Raw genomic sequence first — 16346 nt, forward strand, 5'->3', positions numbered from 1 at the left:
GCTGGACCAGCACGGCCATATCCTAGCCGCGGCACAGATGGCTACGCCGGGCGGCTGCAAGCACCGAGAGGTGCTTGCAGCCGCCCGGCGACGTGATCAGGACGTGCGGATGAGCATCGCTGTGGCGTTGTCACGGCCACCGGCGGCGCGCGCCGCACGCACGAGGCTCTGCACGGCGCCGCGAAGAGCGGCGGCGCCGGTGCCCTTGGACAGTTCCTCGGCCATGCACTGCCGCATCTGTGCCCAGGTCAGCGCATCGTGGACACCGTCGGAGGTCAGCAGGATCAGATCGGAATCCGGCCCCAGGAAAACCGACTCGACGTCCCCGATGGACAGGCACCGATGGACCCGGTTGCGGTACTGGGCGGCCATCTCGGGCGACTCACCGGCCTCGAGGAGTTCGGTTTCGGCGGTGTGGTCGATGGTGTACTGGTTCAGGTCACCGTCGGTGTAGGCCCACACGCGCACGTCGCCGCACCACGCAGCCTGGTAGCCCCGCTCCAGCGGTGTCACCACGGCCAGAACCGTGTCCCCGCGCTGGGACAAGGGCGCACCCACCGTCTCGTAGTACTCGTCTCGGGCCCGGCGGGCGTCCTCGATGGCGGCGACCGACCCCTCATGGCAGGCCGCCACAGCGACGCGAAGCACGGCCAGCTGCGCAATCCACTGCGGCTCGGGGTCGTCCCCGACCCCATCGGCGAGCGCGAACGCGACGGGCGCGACCTTCGCACCGGGGTTGGCATGCCACGCGGCGGCGTCGGCATTCCACATCCGGGGGCCCTGATCGACGGCGACGGCGACCCGTTCGCTCCAGGTGTCGCGCTGGGCGGGTAGGCACTCCCGGCAGACAGGCACTCGCCCGGCGGGACCGGGAAGGGACCGGGCGTTCCAGGTGACGGCGTCGGGTGTGCCGCACACCGGGCAGGGGATGGTGTACCAGCCGCCGGTGGAGTGCTTTTTCCAGGCCGGGTCGAAGGTGGGGTACCGCGTCTGCAGCGACATGGGCGTCCTTCCAGGTAGGCGGCTACTTCATAAGCTTCGACCCCTCGGCCTCAAGCTCATGATAATAGGTTATCATGAGCTTGAGGCCGAGGGATCACCCACTCGCCCACGTCTTGAAGGAGACCGATGACCCCGCCCCCCACCACCGAGGGAACCACACTCGGCCATGGCTTCGCTGTGAAGGACCCGATCGTCTTCGACTCCCTGGCCGGGCCCTTGACCGGCGTCGTCACGGCGGTGTTCACCAACCGCATCGAGGCCCGCCTAGACCATGATGGAGAGACCCGAAACATCCGCCCCAGCCTCGTCCGCCACCTGGCTGACAACGAAGCGGAGGCGCTGGCGTGACTGACCGATCCGGGGCCTGGCAGCACCAGGAGCAGTACGACGCGTTCCTGGCCGACGCCCGGCGAAAGCTCCTCGACCACGGCCTGACCGTGCAGGCTGTCGGCGGCGACTCCGACACCCTCCCTTTCGCCTACACCGCCGGGCTCGGCGCCCACGACCATCCCGAGCTGATGGTGCTGTCCCTGCCGCCCCAGACCGCGCACGCCATCCTCAACGACCTCGGACGCCGGGTCATCGCCGGGACCATCCTGCGTCCCGGTGACCGCCTCGACGGCGTCCTGCGCGGCTACCAGATCGGCATCGCCGGTCAGCTGTCAGCGAAGGCCAGCAACGACTACCCGATCAGCATCGCCAAGGCCCTGCTCCCGCACTCCACCACCGGCGTCTTCCAGGTCGTCTACCCCGACGCCGACCACCGCTTCCCCGGCGAAGACCGCTACACCCTCAACGAAGCCCAGCCGCTGCTCACCGATGCCCAACCGCCCTACCTGAGCCAGAACCCCATGGGGTAACAGGACACCGCAACGAACCGGGCGTGCCGCGCAGGCCGCCCGGTTCAGCAAGACCTCGCACATCAGCCGTCCGACCGCGGCCGCCGGGGGAATGCACCGGGACCGCCCACCCCGGCCACGCCATGCTCCGAGCACTGGCCGACCTCGGCAACGCCGTGGCCTTCCTGGTCCTCACTGGCAACGACAACGACGGTGACTTCCCCGGCAACTTCGCCGTCGCCGTCGACGACGTCGCCACCGCTGCCCAGGCCATCGCCGAGATCACCCGAACCGTCGGCGACGCCCCGGCCACGACACCCACAGCCGCGCCCGTATAGTCCCCACACCACGAGTGTGTGGGGCGCAGAGTTTTTGTCCAGCTCGGCGCAGAGTTCTTGTCCACGTTGGGCACCTGAGCCGAGCGTTTGTGGCGCGGATGGCGCGAGCACCCGGACTACGGCTGCTGAAACCCAGGCGCGCTCAGGGCGTCCTGTGACCTATCGTCCTGCGAGGTATGTCCACATTGCAGCGGTAGGGGATCGTCGTGGTGGCGGCGCGGGAAGAGGAACGGTTCGTCGAGGATCCGTTCACCGATGAAGAGGTGCTGGCCGACGCCGCCGACTACGTTCGGCGGCTCTTGGCGAATCGCAGGACGCTGGCGCGCCGCCACGAGCGGAGGGAAGCGCGCCGACTGCGGCGGCACCGGCGTATGTGGAAGCCCGCGCTGCGGATGTTCACCTTGACCAGGTTGGCGATGGCCGACCTTGTACGAGAGCACGGCCGCGAGCTGGCGCAGGACGGCCCGCTCGACGAGGTGTCCACTGCGTTGCTGTTGTTGTGGGGGCACGCGGCCCGTTGCGTCGAAGGTGTCGAGCACTCACTGGCCGGTGGCTACGTCGATGACGCGCAGGCACGAGCGCGGACGGTGTTTGAGCACGCCGTCATGGCCCACATCATCGGGGAGTACGGCCGTGAGCCGGGTTCGGACCTGGCCGAGCGTTTCTTGGCGCACCGGCTGGCGAGGCTGGCCAAGGACATCGAGCTGCAGCAGGAGTACCCCGACCCCGAGCTCAGTGAGTTGCCGGCCGACCAGGTTGAGGCGGTCCGGGAGCAGGTCCGCGGGTTCAAGGACCGGTGGGGGGAGAAGTTCGGGCAGACCTATGGGTGGGCGCATGGACTGCCGGGCATGGGGAAGACCATCAAGTTCGAGCACTTGCAGCAGTTGGTGCGCACCGATCACATCCGGATCCATTACCGGCACGCCAGCCACCTCATTCACTCCGACGCCCTCACCTTGTTCCTGTCGGAGGTCGAGTCGCCAGAGGGACCGCTCATGGCTCCGGCAGGGACATCGTTCGGCCTCATCCAGCCGGCCACCTGGAGCCTATGGTCCTTGGGCTGGTGCACCGAGTCCCGTGTTCTGCACAGCCCGCTCCGCGCCGACGACGGCGGGATGCGCAGCAACAAGGCGTCCTGGCTGGTGGGAACCCAGACACTTCTGGAGGCAACGGCGGCCGCCTTCGAGGCCACCGAGGATCTGGCCGAACAGCGAGCCGACCGCGACTTCGAGCGATACCTCCTGCCGGGCTGGCGGGGACGCGCCTGGGCTCGCTACCTCACGTGGCGCGACGGTGGCCCCCCGATCCGCCGTCACCATCCCGCCGATGAGGAGCCGACCGCCTCGGAGCCCCCGCCGGTGAGCACGGAGACCGTCACTGCGGTAGACACCGGCGGCCGCTGACCCCCACCTGGATATCGTGAATCGGGCGGTCCCGTGCCGGGACCGCCCGCCAGGGTGTTCCCTACTGCTCGTAACCATCCGGGGGGATCACGGAGTAGCTGAGATCGGCACGGAAGCTGGGGCTGGCGTAGCCGTTGCTCTGCGGGAACGGGATCGGGTGCATGTCTCCGCTGGCGTCGACGGCCCAGGCGAGGATGGGGATGGTGACCTCCTCGTCCATGTTCTTGTGGGTGTACTTGAACCGCCAGCCGGGTTCGGCGGGAAGCACCTGCACGAAGCGGTGGCAGGGGTGGATCTCCTCGAACCCCTCGGGGTCGTTGGGGCTGACGCGCCGGTTCCCGTCGAAGACGTGGGAGGGGTATCCCTCTGCGTTGAGGTGGACGTCGCGGTACTCGGTGAACCCGTTGACCTTGTAGCTGGCCATCCAGCCGGTGGCGTTGAAGCGGTTGAGCATGGAGTCTCCTTGCTGGTCAGACATCCGAGCTGTCCAAGCTGTCAAGCGACGGCTTGAAGATGGACTTCGGTCCGGATGGGGAAGGCGATTGTTTCGTCATAGGGCATGCGGTTCTTGAGGCAGTGGTGAAGGCAGCCGAGGAAGCGGTTGAAGAGGTTGCGGAGGGCACTGGCGTGGCGGTCGCCGGCCTCGCGCCGCCGATCGTAGTGGGCTCTGGCTCCCGGTGCTCTCAGGCTGGAGAACGCCCAGAGGTAACCCGTGGAGGCCAGGCGGTTGTTCTTGACTCGGCGGTGAAGAACGACGTGGCTGCGCCCGGAGGCGCGGGTGATCGGTGCCGATCCTGCGTAGGCCTTGAGCGAGCGGGCGTCGGCGAAGCGTTCGGGGTCGTCACCGAGTTCGGCCAGGACCCGGGCGCCGGTGAGTTCACCCAGGCCGGGGAAGCTGGTGATGATTTCGGCATCGGGGTGAGCCCAGAAGGCTTCAATGGTGGCTTCGGCCAGTTCATCGGCGGCGCGGCAGGCGGCATCGAGCTGGAGCAGCAGCGCGCGGGTTTGGCGGCCGAAGGCCTCCTCCAGGCGCTTGGGCTGGCGCATCGTCTCGGAGCGGAAGGTTTCCCGCAACCGCTCGACCCAGACCTCAACGTTGCGCTGGCGGCCTGCGCGGCGCAGGAGCGCCCGCAGCTGTTGCCGGGTGAGCCGAGCTGCGGCGGTCGGGGTCGGAGCGGCCAGGAGAACCGCCCGCGCTTCTGGTGAGGCCAAGCCGATGTTCTTGACCTGGAACAGGGTGTTTGCTGCCGGGAAGAACTCCCGCAGCAGGGACCGGAGTTGGTTGGCGATCTGCTGGCGGTTCCAGACGGCGTCCTGGTGGGCGCGCGCTAGGACCGCGATGGCTCGTGCCTGGTCGGTGTCGGCCGGGAGCGGCCGATGGTGTGCCCGGTCGGTGCGCAGAATGTTGGCCAAGGTCATCGCGTCGGCATGGTCAGACTTCGCGCGGGCGACCGAGAACCGCTCCCGGTATCGGGCGACCGCCAGGGGGTTGATGCAGTAGACGACGCGGCCCGCCGCGCGCAGGCAGGCCACCAGCAAGCCGCGGCTGGTTTCGATAGCGATGGGCAGCAGCGCGTCGGGGGCTTCGTAGTCCGCCAGAAGGTCCAGGAGCAACGCGAGGCCGGCGGCGTCGTCGGTGATGCGTCGTTTGGCCAACAGGCGCCCGTCGGCGTCGACCAGGGCGACGTCGTGGTGGTCTTCGGCCCAGTCGATCCCGCAGAACACCGCGGGCTGTGAGTCGTCGGTCGAGTGCATCGTTCACCCTCCGGGGATGGAAGAGTCATGCCTGGTCAAGCCTGGTAGGAGCCGCGCGCCGCCCTAATAGAAGGACTCGGTGGTCCGACATCCGATTAGCCGTTCGCGGTTCCAGCGACCGGCCGGGAACTCCGTCTCGAATGGGAGCTCGAAGGCTCGCGGTGTGCTGAGAGGTGACCCCGGTCGGCGGCTCGAACCACGACCATTCAAGACCGGACTAGTCGAGCCCGGATCGTTCACTTCCAACCGTCGGCACCTTGCGTCAGCGAGGAACCGGTGGGCCGCACGGCCTGCGTAGAGGACTCGAAGCCCGGTATCTCCCAGGCGTTCACCAACCGGTTCCCTGCTCACGCAAGGGACTCGAACTGTGTAGCCCGGTCCGATCCCGCGCAGAGGCATCGGGGGCCGCACGGCCTGACCAGAGGGCTCGAAACCCGGGTGGTGTGAAGGTGTCCACCCACCGGGCCTTGCGCTGGCATCAGACCGGGCTACTCAGCTATTAGGTGGTGTGGTGGTCGGCGGCCGCCAGGGCCCGGTAGACACTGGCGACCGAGGGGTGCTTCCCGGCGTTCTTCCCGGCCGGGATGGTCAGGCGCGAGGCGATCGCCTCGACGCCCAGGCCCTTCTCGCGCAGGGCGAGGGCGGCGGTGAGCATGTCGTCGTCGATGACGCGGGGGCGTCCGCCGTGGCGGCCGGCCTGTGCGGCGGCGGCGGCGGTTCCCTCCAGGGTCTTCTCGCGGATGTAGGCGCGGTCGAGTTGGACGGCCACGGCCAGCACGGCGAACAGCAGCGCGCCCGGCCCGCGCGGGTCGTACACGCCCGACAGCGGCCCGCCCAGCAACTCCAGAGCGATCCCGGAGGCCTCGAGGTCGGCCGCGACGGTCATCAGCTCGGCGGCGTTGCGCGCCAGGCGCTTCATTTCGCTCACGCAGAAGACGACCTGGACGCCCTCGGGCGCGGCCTCGCGGATCTGCTTGGCCAGGGCCAGGGCGGCCTCGTACTCGGGCCGGGTCCGGCGGCGGGAGGAGATCTTCTCGCTGAACACCTTCGTGCACCCGGCCGCGGCGAGGAGCTTGAGCTGGACGTCGAGGTCCTGCCCGGTCGTGGAGCAGCGGGCGTAGCCGACGCGGATGACGGCCGCGCCCGGCGGCGCCACGGCGGCCAGCAGCTCGGCGTCGACGCCCTCGCCCGCCGCGGCCGGTGCCGGCCCCGGCTCCCAGGCGCGCCCGGGACCGCGATCGGCGGGGACGAGCACGTCCAGGTCCTCGGCGAGCTTCGGGACCAGGACGAAGCGCTGGGTGTGGTACTTGGTGGCAACGAGGCCGGTGTGGGTGCGGCAGGCTGAGCCCGGCGGGACCGAGCACTTCGGGCAGGCGTGCCGCTCGACGGCCGCGGCGGCTTCGATCGGGGTGAGGCTCACTCGGGCGAGTCTTGCAGAATCATTCGTTTACCGACGAGGTCCACACCCGACGGTCCACCCGGGCCTGCACGTGGGCCGCTGCCCGGCCGCCAACGGCCGGGCAGCGGCCGGCCTCAGTCGTCGTCTTCCGACTCGTACCAGTTGAGGAACACCGAGACCGCGGCCGGGAAGTCAGCGGCCGGGAAGTCGCGGACGATCACATCGCGCAGGCCTCGAAGCTCATGACCCTGGGCCCATTCACCGTTGACGGGTGCCTCGCCACAGCCGCAACGGCAGGCGGCCGGCCAGTCGAACGGGGTGGACACGTACAGCACCGGGAACCGGCTACTGGAGCGCGCCGGGTCCTCCTTGCCGACGTAGGCGTCGTGGAAGGCGTTCCCCGGGCGCAGGATCTCACCGGCGAAGGCCCGGCGGTCGCCCATCGTCTTCCACTCCTTGATCTCGATGGCCATCCGGGCCAGCAGCCCATCGGGTCCATTGGCGACGACCAAGGCGTACTTCTCCTTCTCCGCCCGCTCTGCCAAACGCCACCAGCCGCGGGCGGCGTCGTAGACATCGCCCTCCTCCATCGCCGGGTCCCAGCCGGAGAACACCCTCGGCAGCCACGGGTCCTCCAGCCGCTCGCCAACTACGTACTTCCGCTGACCTAGTTTAATCTTCAACATGCCACAACCCCTAGGTAGTAGATGAGCTAACACTGTCTCACCCCTAGGGCATCTTTGGCAAGTCGGGTCGTCCGATCGCAGAATCGTTCGATTCCGCGAGACCTCCGCCTCCCCGCTCCGCTGAGACGTCCACCCAGGACGGTCACTTGCAGAACCCCTCGCAGAAGCCGTGTGGCCCTGACCTGTTCTGATAGCCGTTTCTGAAAGCCGCTCGTGGACCGTCCACGGTCGACGGTTAGGCTCACCGCCGTTTGGCGGGCATGGCGGAGGGCCGGGCGCATGGTGGGTGACGAGCGCGAGGCGCGTGCGGTGGGCGGTGGCGCGGCTGGCGGCGCTCCAGGAGGCGGGAACGCTCACCGAGGAGCACGTGCGCTTGGTCGTCGCCGGGCTGGGCGTGACGGCCAAGACCGTAAAGCGGTGGATGGCCGCCGGGCGCCCGCCGGGGCGCCGGGGCCCGACCCCGACTCGGCTGTCCCAGACCGACAAGGACGCCTACGCCTTCCACCGCGGCAACGTCGCCGCGATCGTTCGCGCCCGCGCCGCGGCCATCGCCGGGAAGGCGGTGACGCCTACGCCAACCCCCACCTCGCGGGCATCCACATCCTGCGCCGCCACCCCCGCGACCGACGGAGCCTGCTCCCGGCCACCAACATCCTCACCGGCAACCAGCACGCCCGCCTCCGCGGACACCAGAACACCACCAACCCGCTCACCGACCTCGACTACACCCTCCTGATCGCCGCCGGCCTCATCGCCTGCCTCGCCGACGACGACACCGTCGACGCCTTCGCCGAACGCCACCCCACCGCCCGCAACACCCCTCATCGAACGCGGCCTGCTGCGCTACGACGGCCGACGCTACGAAGTTGTCGCCGACGTCGCCTACTCTCTGGGCCTGAGCTCCACGTAGGACGCTTCACCACGCGAGAGACACACACACCCGGGCCAAAAACCCTGCGCCGCCGAGGACAAAACTCTGCGTCTGCCGGGTCAGAAACTCTGCGCCCCACAGAGTGAACGGCCCGGACGAGTGCGTCCGGGCCGTCGGTGTTGGAGCCCGGCCGGTCAGATGCCGTCGCTGGTTTAGCGATCCCTGCTCGGCCACGCCTCCATCGAGACCCCGGCCGCTACTTCCGCGCGAGGGCCTGGCCGCGTTCGCCGCGCACATCGGAGCGACGTGAGCCCTTTAGAACACCGATAAGGGACTAATCACCCCTCGAAATGCTCGGCAATTCTGCCGATCATGGCTTGGGCCAGGCCAAACACCCTGAGAGGCCCGTAGAGCCTCGAATCCTGACTTGGCGAGGGTGAGAGCACCCCCTGTGCGCCTTCGCTTCGACCGCGCAGGGCGCCGCGCGCAGGAACGGACGCGCGCGGCCTCGGGGGGCAAACGCGATGCCATCCCCGGCCTGGCGGGGCCAAATTCTCGACTCATGGACACTACCTGCGGAAACGCGTTCAGTCATATGTTCGACGCATGATAAATAGGTTTATCGGGCAGTCTATCTAGGCATCTCAGTTTTAGGTTTTGCAACTCCCAAACCCTGTTTTAGTTTTCAGAAACCAATACTGTGCTATGCTTGTGAAGGCCGTGGCGCCGGGGCTCGCAGCGCCTGGCGTCGTTGAAAGCGACGGGAAAGGCCCTGATGGACGAGCCAGCCGCGAAGGATGCCGCACCGACCGTGCTGTGGGATGTCGACGGCGTCCTCAACGCCGCCGGGGCAGCGCACACCGCCCACGTCTACGACGGGCCGGGCCCGACCGGGGCACTGGTGACCGGCACCGTCTACCTCAACCCCGTGCACGGCGAGTGGATGGCCGAGCTGACCACCGCCGGTGCCCGGCACGCGTGGGCAACGAGCTGGGGGCACCTGGCTCGCAGCTGGATCGCGCCGCGCCTGCATCCTCCGGCGGCGGACTGGCCGGTGATCGACGTCGGCATCCACGGCGGTGTGCGCTTCGGGCACAGCTACAAGTTCTCCAGCGTGACGGCATTCCTCGGTCGCGGCCGCCCGGTGTTCTGGGTCGACGACGTCGTCGGCGGCAAGGACCGCGTCTGGGCCGAGGAGCGGACCGCGCGGGGAGTCCCGACCGTGGTCTGCGAGGTCACCTCCCCGGCAGGACTGGCGCGGGTGGACGTCGACGCGGCGCTGGCGTGGCTCGCCGCGGTACGCGGACTTCGCGCGTGAACCGAACCGAACCGGTCAGCCCGGGTGGTTACGCACCCGACCCCCACATTGGACACTGCGGCCCGCGCGGCCAGTAGGGAACGATGAGCCATGACGATGCCCCCCACCGGCCGCCCGGCCGAGCCCGGTCTCACCGGACTCCCGCCCGCCGGGGAGTGCAAAAAGTGCGGCCGGGCGCTGCCTGTCCCACCGCACAACCGGGGCGGCCGCCCGCTGAAGTACTGCAAGGTGACGCGCTGGAACACCGCCACCGGCGAGCGGTGCCCGGAGGGAACGCCGCCGGCGGCACCGGGAACGCGCTCCTGCGCCGAGCAGGCCAAGCTCACCCCGACGGTGACCGACGCGGCTATCGAGACGTCCGTGGCCGCGCTCGCCGCGACCATCGCCGACGCCAAGGGCTCGGTCTTCGAACCGCTGCTGCAGGTGCTTGCCGACGTGCAGGCGCGCATGACCGACGTGGAGGAGGCCACTGCGGCCAACGTGACGCGCGCGGAGGCCGCGCGAGCGGCCGCCGAGCAGCGCGCCCAGCGGGCCGAGTCCGACGCCGAGGACGCCAACCGGCGCGCCTTCGAGGCCCAGACGGCGGCCGAGAACCACAGGCGCCTGGGCCGCGAGGCCGTGGAGAAGGCCGCGCACCGGGTCGAGCTAGCCGAGCGTCAGACCGAGGCGGCGAAGGCCTCGGTGGAGGCGGCCAACCAGCGCGCGCAGGCTGCCAGGGAACTGGCGTCCACGAAGGACGCCGAGGCGCAGCGTGACCGGCGCGCTCTGGCCGAGCGCGACGCCGAGCTCAAAGAGCTGCGCGAGACCTTGCGGCTCACCGCCGAGAAGCTCGCCACCGCCGAGGGCGGCCTGGACGAGCAGAAGCGGGCGGAGAGGGAACTGCGCAAGGAGCTGGCCGACGGCAAGCGTGCCGCCGAAGCCCTGCGCAACCAGGTCACCGAGATCGAAGCCGCGCGCCGGACCGCCGAGGCGACCGCCACCGGTCTCCAGCAGCAACTGACGCAGCGCGAGGAGCACCTGGGCGACCTACGCGACCAGGTGCAGCGGCTGGCCGAGGAAAAGTCGGCCGCCGAGCAGAAGCTACGTGCCGAGATCGGCGGGGACATCCGCGAGGGCCTGTCGGGATCCCGGAAGGCGGCCGACCCGCTGCCGAAGGATCCGGCGCTGCGCGCCGCCGAGCTTGCCGCCCGGATCAGCGAGCAGGGTCTGGCGCCGATCGCGTCCGAAGGCGAGACCGCCGATGAGCGGTAGCAGCGGAAACGAAGACTTCGTTCCGATCGGGGAGCTGGTCTGCTCTCTCGAGCCTGGTTTAGCGTCCTCGGCCGACATCAGCGACCCGGCCACGGGCGGCTCGCGGGTCTTGACCGGTGAGTGCTCCACGTGCATCTTCCGGCCGGGCAACCTGATGGCCCTGCGGTCTGGGCGGGTGAAGGACCTGGTGCAGGCGGCGCTTGCCGACGAGACGTTCATCGTGTGTCACCAGACCCTTGATCGCGGTAAGGACGGTCCACTTCCAGCGGTGTGCGGCGGGTTCGCCCGCCGCTACGACACCGCCGCGCTGCGGCTGATGCGCGCGCTCGGGCGCGCGGTGGACGTCGATCCTGGCGACCTGGAAGGACCGTAGGGGCATGGGCGAGACGACGACCATTGTGGAAACCCTGAAGTGCACCGAGTGCGGGCAGGCGGTGTTCCTGGCTTCCGGCGGACTGGTCACCTGCGAGAACGAGGCCTGCGCGATGGCGGGGGTGAGCCTGCCGCTGGGGCAGTGGGCCAGGCTGCGGGAGCTGCTCACGCCGACGCCTGCGGGTCTGCCCCGTCCGGTCCTCGGCGGGCGGCCGGTTCCGTGGACAACGCTGGTGGTCGCCGGGACGGTGTACTGGCGGCACCTCGACGACGCACGGGTGATGGCCTGCCAGCGCGACTTCCTTTGCCAGGTCTGCGGGCTGGGCCTGGATACCGGTGACGTCGAGGTGTTCACCGCCTACGGGGTCGTCGACTCCGGTGCCGGGCTGCACCCGGAGTGCGCCGACCTCACCGCCCGGTCCTGCCCGGGGCTGCGGGCGGCGCTGGCCGCCGGAACGCGGGCGCGGCACCGGGTCCGGCTGGACGAGATCGGCGTCCGGGCGTGGTGGCTGGACGTTCCGGCCTACGTGCCGGTCACCGAGGCGAAGCCGCCGGTGCGGGAGACGCGCCGCTGGCACCTGCTCGCCGAGATCGAGGAGGAAAAGGAGTGAACGCGGTGAGCCAAGATCGAGCGCGAGCGTCCGGCCTGGTCCTGCCCAACGCGATCGTGTCGGCCGGGCTGCTGGTGCTGATCGGCGCCGCCGGCGCCGGGAAGTCCACCCTCGCTGCGGCATGGCCGGCACGGCAGGTGCTGTCCCTGGACGCCTTCCGGGAGATGGTCAGCGACGACCCCTGTGACCAGGACGCCACCGCCGCCGCGCTCGCCGCCCTCGAGGCGGTCCTGGTGGCGCGGCTGGCGATGAGGCGGCGCTGCGTCGTCGACGCCACCAACACCACCCGGGAGGAGCGCGCGTGGCTGCTGGCCGCCGCCGACGCCACCGGGACGGCCGCGGCCGCGCTGGTACTGCGCACTCCGCTGGCCGAGTGCCTGGCGCGCAACGCGTTGCGGCCGGGGCCGTTGCCTGGGCGGGAGTTCGGCCGGCGCGTTCCCGAAGAGGTCCTGCGGCGCCAGTTCACGGCCGTTGCGGCGCTGACCGGGGCCGGGCTGCGCGACGAGGGCTTCGCGGCTGCCGTCGCGGCCACTCCGGCCGCCACGGGGTGGAGCGTCGACATGGCCCCCACGCCGCTTCCTACGGCGAGCGCTCCAGCAGCGTGAGCTCGCGCCCATGTTCGTCCTCGCCGTCATGGCGAGGCTGTACGACCCGGGTGGCCGCTCGTTTCGCGGCGCACGGCCACCCGGGGCACCCGTTCCTGTCAACGAAGAAGGAGAGTGCGACTCCATGATCTCTGAACGAACGCGGCTCACCACCAGCGAGCCCTTAAAGATCCTGCGGCAGGCGCGCGGGGAGGCTCCCGGTACGCGAATGCACCGCACCGCCGGCGGCACGATCACGGTGACCGACCCGGTCGGCGACACCGCCGGCCGAGCGGTCTGCAGCGCCTGTCCGGAGTGGGGCTGGCGCGGCACTGACCGTGTGGGGTTGGAAGCGGTGCTGGCCGTGCACGAGCTGGTGTGCGGGGAGCGCCCCGTCGACCCCGGGGTACTGGGATCGCTGTGGCGTGACCTCGCCCGCCCCGAGCGGGTGCACCAGCAGGTGATGGCCGAGCTCGCGCAGCGCCGCCAGGACGTGCGCGAGGAGGTCCGCCAGACCAAAATCACGATCGGCCTGGTCTCGGGTGTGCTGCTGGGCGGCATCGTCTACGGCGCTTCCCAGGTGACCGCAGTGGGCATCCCGACCTTGCCGCGCTGGTTGTGGGGCGCGGCGGTTCTGGTGGCGCTCATCGGAACGGTGTGTACGGCGGGCGCGGCTTGGCCACACCTTCGGGGCGCGACGGCGCCGGGTGAGCTGGGGCGTGCCGGAATCGGCGCGCACGCCGCTCTGGCCCGGATGCACGCGACCGATCCGGTGCGCGCCGAGCAGGACGCCGATGCCGAGGTGCGCAGCATGGGGCTGCTTGCCGACCGCAAGTACCGGCGGATCCGGCGCGGGTTCGCCGCCGCCGGGCTGATGCTGCCGCTGGCGGCGGCCGCCGCCGTCGCCCAGCTGATCGAGGTGATCTGGTGACCGAGGAGACCCCCTACTGGCCCGACGACCCGATGCTCGCGAAGAGGTCGCACGGCCTGCAGCTGGAGCACGTGGAAGGAACCGCCCGGTACCGGGCGGCATGCTCCTGTGGAGTGTGGACCTCGCCGGGCGAGTGGGACGGCTACGCCCAGCAGGAAGCGTTCGATGAGCACATGCGGCAGGTGCAGTGGGCGATCCGGAAGGTCCACGGCATCACCGATTCCTAAGCCCGGTCCGGGTCGCCGGCGGGCGCGTGTGCACGGGCCACGAGTTCGTGTTCACCGCTACGCTGGCGGCCCGCACCGGCAACCCGACACGTCGGCCGCCAGGCCCGCACCGGCACATGGAGCGTCGCGATGACCGAGATCCCTCTGCAGCAACCCTCCGTCCCTGCTTCACCGAAGCCCATCGCGGGTGCCCTGCCCGAGGGGGTGCGGGCGGCGGGGAGGGCATTGACGTCGTCGCTTCGCGAAGCCCCCGTCGACGGGCTGGCCGGTGATGCCCGAACTGCGCTCGCCAATCTCGTCGACGCGTACGTGGCCATCCACGGCGGTGACGCCTCGCCGGCGGGGGCCTTCGACGAAGTCGAGCTGGCCATCGACGCGTTCGCTGAGGCGACGGCGAGCTTGCGGATGGAAATCACGCTCGCGCTGGCGCATCTGTCTGCGCCGATCCTGACCAAGCTGTGGCACCTGGCTCAGTCCTTTACGGACGTTGCGGCCGACGGCTCCGGTCCGGGCGATGCCTTGGTGATGGAGTACGCGGCCGTCCTGGCGGCGGCTGGCGCATTGGACGGTACCGACCCTGGTGAACGGCTCGAAGCAGTCGCGGCTGCGGCGGAACGGATGGCGAACACCGCGGCGGCACTGGACGCGCACGGCCCGTCACCTTCGTGGTCACCGGAGCGCGCGGAGCGCGTCAGGGACGCCGCGCGTTCGGCGCGAGCTGCTGCCGAGCACATCGAGGCGATGCCGGCGGGGCTGCTGCAGGGCTTGGTGCGCGACGTGCTGCACCTGGGGGCCCTGCTGGGCCCCTTGGCGTCGGCCGGCCCGCTGGAGCTGGCACGACATCTGCCCATGTTGGAGGAGTCGGCCTGGGAGCTCGCCGGGGACGTCGGCGGCCTGCTGGGGACGGTTCGAACCGAAAGCTGACCGGCCGCAGGAGCATGCGGCCGCTGATCTGGAAGTGGAGGGCGTCGATGGGCGTCACAGTGCACGGTCTTGGAGAAGTCGCTCTCGAGCACGAGGGGTACGTCGCGGCGATCCTGCTCGACGGGTCGCGCACGTCGACGTGGGCGCGGGAAGTCGCCGCGGTCATGACGGGGAAGTTCTGCGCGGCCTGCTCATGCGGCTGGGCCGGAACGCGGGAATGGGACAGCGACAGGGGCACCGAGCAGTACCCGGCCGAGGGCGGCAAGCGGGAAGAGGCGATCCTCGGCGAGTGGGAGCACCACATCACCGACGTGGTCACCGAAGTGGAGCGGCAGGAGGCGACTGCGATCATCAGGTGTCTGCGTGCCGAGGCGGCGGCGTTGGAGGCCGCGGCGACCGATCCGGCCGCGATGCCGGCGGCGCTGGCGAAGGCACGGGACGCCGTCACCGAGCTCGCCGATCGGTTGTCGGATTCGGCGGCGGTTGCCCAGGCGCTGGGCGAGCGCGGACGCTGACGTCGAAGCCGTGGTTAGTCTCGGTGGATGAGCGCACAGTGGACGGCGGTCCATGAGTTCCTGGGGCTCTCCTTCGGGGAGCTGACGTTCGGGGATCTGGACCGGGCGATCACCGCGGACATGCCCGAGAGCGATCACTTCGACTGGAAGAAGGCGCTGCCGTACGTGCCGGCGCCCGGGCGGTGGAACGAGTTCTGCAAGGACGTGACCGCGATGGCCAACACCCGCGGCGGTCTTCTGGTCTACGGCGTCTCGGATGCGATTGAGTACGAGGGCATCGACGTGGCGGTGGCCCGGCAGCAGGTGGCGACCTATGCCCAGTGGCTGCGAAACCACGTGCAGCCCTACCTGGCCGGCGTCGACTTCGCGTTCCTGGAGCCGCAACCTGCCACGGGGAAGGGATTGATGCTGGTGCACGTCCCGGCGAGTCCGGCCGCGCCGCACCTGGTCTACGGGGGCACCGACAAGGAGAAGTCCCAGCTGGCGTTCGTGCCGCCGTGGCGAGACCGCGACCACACGGCGTGGATGAGTCAGGCGCAGCTGGAACGCGCCTACGCCGACCGGTTCGCCCGCGCCGACCAGATCGCGGTCGATCTGCGGGAGGCCGCCGAGGTCGTCGACGGTGTGATCGGTGAGGACGAGGTGTGGGTGGTGGTGACCGCCCGCCCGATCCAGCCGCCTCCGGGCCTGGCACCGGCGCTCGAACGTGACCAGGTGCGAGGGGTGCTCGCCCGGGCCCTGGCTGAGAGTGCTGCCCTGCGGGGGAAGGGCCGATCGGGTCTCGACGTCCTCAAGCGGGTCTCCAGCCTGTTGAACATTCCCCGGCGGGGCCTGCGTTCGTGGGCGGTCAGCAACCGCGGCATCGACGCCGACCATGTCGGTGAACGCGGTCTCTACATCGAACTGGGGCACAGCGGAACTCTCGTTTTCGCTGCTGAGGTCACCCCCGAACCTGAGGCCCCGGTTCACAACCCACCTGACGAGGAGTGCCGGGTCGTAAGTGCTGAGGTGATCGACCACGCGATCGGGGAAGCTGTGACGAGTGCTCAGTCCCTGGGCCGGCAACTGGGCACCGCCGGCGGTCTGGGTCTTCGGGCGCGGCTGGAAACCGGGCTCTTGGACATCCCGATGTGGTGTGCTGCGCTCGATGGTCGCGGCACGAATCGGATCTCCACGACGTCGCGACGGGTGAGGCGAGCGCGGGCGGTGGAGAGCGGTGTGGACGTGCACGGTGATCTGGACGCCACGCGGGTCGCGGTCGCCGACCTCTCGGGGGGTGTGCTGCACCAGTTCGGCGTTGAGCCGCCGTTTCATTCGTAG

20 protein-coding genes are annotated in these 16346 nt (G+C 70.0%); 14 read left to right on the top strand and 6 right to left on the bottom strand.

What is annotated here, in order from left to right; genetic code table 11:
• Positions 1-96: 96 nt before the first annotated feature.
• Positions 97-1002, bottom strand: a complete 906-nt coding sequence (locus AB0I28_RS32460; RefSeq protein ID WP_357499527.1) for a hypothetical protein — start codon at positions 1000-1002, stop codon at positions 97-99.
• A 126-nt stretch (positions 1003-1128) separates the two neighbouring features.
• On the opposite strand from AB0I28_RS32460, the gene AB0I28_RS32465 reads away from it, so the two are divergent.
• The 4 genes from AB0I28_RS32465 to AB0I28_RS32480 all read left to right on the top strand — a co-directional run bounded on the left by AB0I28_RS32465 (position 1129) and on the right by AB0I28_RS32480 (position 3582).
• Complete coding sequence (locus AB0I28_RS32465; RefSeq protein WP_357499528.1) at positions 1129-1350, top strand: hypothetical protein; 222 nt, start codon at positions 1129-1131, stop codon at positions 1348-1350.
• Entirely contained in the window at positions 1347-1862 is a 516-nt protein-coding gene (locus AB0I28_RS32470; protein WP_357499529.1) for a DUF4262 domain-containing protein, read from the top strand. The genes AB0I28_RS32465 and AB0I28_RS32470 overlap by 4 nt, the downstream gene beginning before the upstream one ends.
• A gap of 122 nt (positions 1863-1984) precedes the next feature.
• Positions 1985-2179 (top strand): hypothetical protein, encoded by a 195-nt coding sequence (locus AB0I28_RS32475; RefSeq protein ID WP_357499530.1) that lies wholly within the window; start codon positions 1985-1987, stop codon positions 2177-2179.
• Between the two features lie 209 nt (positions 2180-2388).
• Positions 2389-3582 carry a DUF5677 domain-containing protein gene (locus tag AB0I28_RS32480; RefSeq protein WP_357499531.1) on the top strand — a complete coding sequence of 398 codons (1194 nt, stop codon included), beginning with the start codon at positions 2389-2391 and terminating at the stop codon, positions 3580-3582.
• Between the two features lie 61 nt (positions 3583-3643).
• Here the strand turns inward: AB0I28_RS32480 and AB0I28_RS32485 are convergent, their stop codons facing one another.
• From AB0I28_RS32485 to AB0I28_RS32505, 5 genes are all read right to left on the bottom strand, one after another.
• Entirely contained in the window at positions 3644-4060 is a 417-nt protein-coding gene (locus AB0I28_RS32485) for a hypothetical protein (RefSeq protein WP_357499532.1), read from the bottom strand.
• Between the two features lie 17 nt (positions 4061-4077).
• Complete coding sequence (locus AB0I28_RS32490) at positions 4078-5337, bottom strand: IS110 family transposase (protein WP_357499533.1); 1260 nt, start codon at positions 5335-5337, stop codon at positions 4078-4080.
• A gap of 499 nt (positions 5338-5836) precedes the next feature.
• A complete protein-coding gene (locus AB0I28_RS32495; protein WP_357499534.1) occupies positions 5837-6757 on the bottom strand; it encodes a recombinase family protein in 921 nt (306 codons plus the stop codon).
• Positions 6758-6870: 113 nt separating this feature from the next.
• On the bottom strand, positions 6871-7422 hold the full coding sequence (locus AB0I28_RS32500; RefSeq protein ID WP_357499535.1) for a hypothetical protein: 552 nt from the start codon (positions 7420-7422) through the stop codon (positions 6871-6873).
• A 492-nt stretch (positions 7423-7914) separates the two neighbouring features.
• Positions 7915-8223 (bottom strand): hypothetical protein, encoded by a 309-nt coding sequence (locus tag AB0I28_RS32505; RefSeq protein WP_357499536.1) that lies wholly within the window; start codon positions 8221-8223, stop codon positions 7915-7917.
• A gap of 845 nt (positions 8224-9068) precedes the next feature.
• Between AB0I28_RS32505 and AB0I28_RS32510 the strand changes: the two genes are divergently transcribed.
• From AB0I28_RS32510 to AB0I28_RS32555, 10 genes are all read left to right on the top strand, one after another.
• The gene (locus AB0I28_RS32510) at positions 9069-9611 is read left to right on the top strand and encodes a hypothetical protein (RefSeq protein WP_357499537.1); all 543 of its coding nucleotides are present in this window, start codon (positions 9069-9071) and stop codon (positions 9609-9611) included.
• 90 nt (positions 9612-9701) lie between these two features.
• Complete coding sequence (locus AB0I28_RS32515) at positions 9702-10862, top strand: hypothetical protein (RefSeq protein WP_357499538.1); 1161 nt, start codon at positions 9702-9704, stop codon at positions 10860-10862.
• Positions 10852-11235, top strand: coding sequence for a hypothetical protein (locus tag AB0I28_RS32520; RefSeq protein WP_357499539.1), 384 nt, complete (start codon positions 10852-10854; stop codon positions 11233-11235). The genes AB0I28_RS32515 and AB0I28_RS32520 overlap by 11 nt, the downstream gene beginning before the upstream one ends.
• A gap of 4 nt (positions 11236-11239) precedes the next feature.
• Complete coding sequence (locus AB0I28_RS32525) at positions 11240-11845, top strand: hypothetical protein (protein WP_357499540.1); 606 nt, start codon at positions 11240-11242, stop codon at positions 11843-11845.
• A gap of 5 nt (positions 11846-11850) precedes the next feature.
• Positions 11851-12450, top strand: a complete 600-nt coding sequence (locus tag AB0I28_RS32530) for an AAA family ATPase (RefSeq protein WP_357499541.1) — start codon at positions 11851-11853, stop codon at positions 12448-12450.
• A gap of 124 nt (positions 12451-12574) precedes the next feature.
• Complete coding sequence (locus tag AB0I28_RS32535) at positions 12575-13360, top strand: hypothetical protein (protein WP_357499542.1); 786 nt, start codon at positions 12575-12577, stop codon at positions 13358-13360.
• On the top strand, positions 13357-13587 hold the full coding sequence (locus tag AB0I28_RS32540; RefSeq protein WP_357499543.1) for a hypothetical protein: 231 nt from the start codon (positions 13357-13359) through the stop codon (positions 13585-13587). The genes AB0I28_RS32535 and AB0I28_RS32540 overlap by 4 nt, the downstream gene beginning before the upstream one ends.
• Before the next feature lie 129 nt (positions 13588-13716).
• Entirely contained in the window at positions 13717-14511 is a 795-nt protein-coding gene (locus AB0I28_RS32545) for a hypothetical protein (RefSeq protein ID WP_357499544.1), read from the top strand.
• 47 nt (positions 14512-14558) lie between these two features.
• Entirely contained in the window at positions 14559-15026 is a 468-nt protein-coding gene (locus AB0I28_RS32550) for a hypothetical protein (protein ID WP_357499545.1), read from the top strand.
• A 27-nt stretch (positions 15027-15053) separates the two neighbouring features.
• Positions 15054-16346 carry an ATP-binding protein gene (locus AB0I28_RS32555; protein ID WP_357499546.1) on the top strand — a complete coding sequence of 431 codons (1293 nt, stop codon included), beginning with the start codon at positions 15054-15056 and terminating at the stop codon, positions 16344-16346.

Origin of the sequence: Phytomonospora sp. NPDC050363 (assembly GCF_040655735.1) — a bacterium.
Classification (GTDB): domain Bacteria; phylum Actinomycetota; class Actinomycetes; order Mycobacteriales; family Micromonosporaceae; genus Phytomonospora.

Excerpts from the sequence above, each read along its gene's own strand:
- AB0I28_RS32460 (WP_357499527.1), bottom strand. The coding sequence starts at position 1,002 with ATGTCGCTGCAGACGCGGTACCCCACCTTCGACCCGGCCTGGAAAAAG.
- AB0I28_RS32465 (WP_357499528.1), top strand. The coding sequence starts at position 1,129 with ATGACCCCGCCCCCCACCACCGAGGGAACCACACTCGGCCATGGCTTC.
- AB0I28_RS32475 (WP_357499530.1), top strand. The coding sequence starts at position 1,985 with ATGCTCCGAGCACTGGCCGACCTCGGCAACGCCGTGGCCTTCCTGGTC.
- AB0I28_RS32485 (WP_357499532.1), bottom strand. The coding sequence starts at position 4,060 with ATGTCTGACCAGCAAGGAGACTCCATGCTCAACCGCTTCAACGCCACC.
- AB0I28_RS32490 (WP_357499533.1), bottom strand. The coding sequence starts at position 5,337 with ATGCACTCGACCGACGACTCACAGCCCGCGGTGTTCTGCGGGATCGAC.
- AB0I28_RS32500 (WP_357499535.1), bottom strand. The coding sequence starts at position 7,422 with ATGTTGAAGATTAAACTAGGTCAGCGGAAGTACGTAGTTGGCGAGCGG.
- AB0I28_RS32510 (WP_357499537.1), top strand. The coding sequence starts at position 9,069 with ATGGACGAGCCAGCCGCGAAGGATGCCGCACCGACCGTGCTGTGGGAT.
- AB0I28_RS32515 (WP_357499538.1), top strand. The coding sequence starts at position 9,702 with ATGACGATGCCCCCCACCGGCCGCCCGGCCGAGCCCGGTCTCACCGGA.
- AB0I28_RS32520 (WP_357499539.1), top strand. The coding sequence starts at position 10,852 with ATGAGCGGTAGCAGCGGAAACGAAGACTTCGTTCCGATCGGGGAGCTG.
- AB0I28_RS32525 (WP_357499540.1), top strand. The coding sequence starts at position 11,240 with ATGGGCGAGACGACGACCATTGTGGAAACCCTGAAGTGCACCGAGTGC.
- AB0I28_RS32535 (WP_357499542.1), top strand. The coding sequence starts at position 12,575 with ATGATCTCTGAACGAACGCGGCTCACCACCAGCGAGCCCTTAAAGATC.
- AB0I28_RS32545 (WP_357499544.1), top strand. The coding sequence starts at position 13,717 with ATGACCGAGATCCCTCTGCAGCAACCCTCCGTCCCTGCTTCACCGAAG.
- AB0I28_RS32550 (WP_357499545.1), top strand. The coding sequence starts at position 14,559 with ATGGGCGTCACAGTGCACGGTCTTGGAGAAGTCGCTCTCGAGCACGAG.
- AB0I28_RS32555 (WP_357499546.1), top strand. The coding sequence starts at position 15,054 with ATGAGCGCACAGTGGACGGCGGTCCATGAGTTCCTGGGGCTCTCCTTC.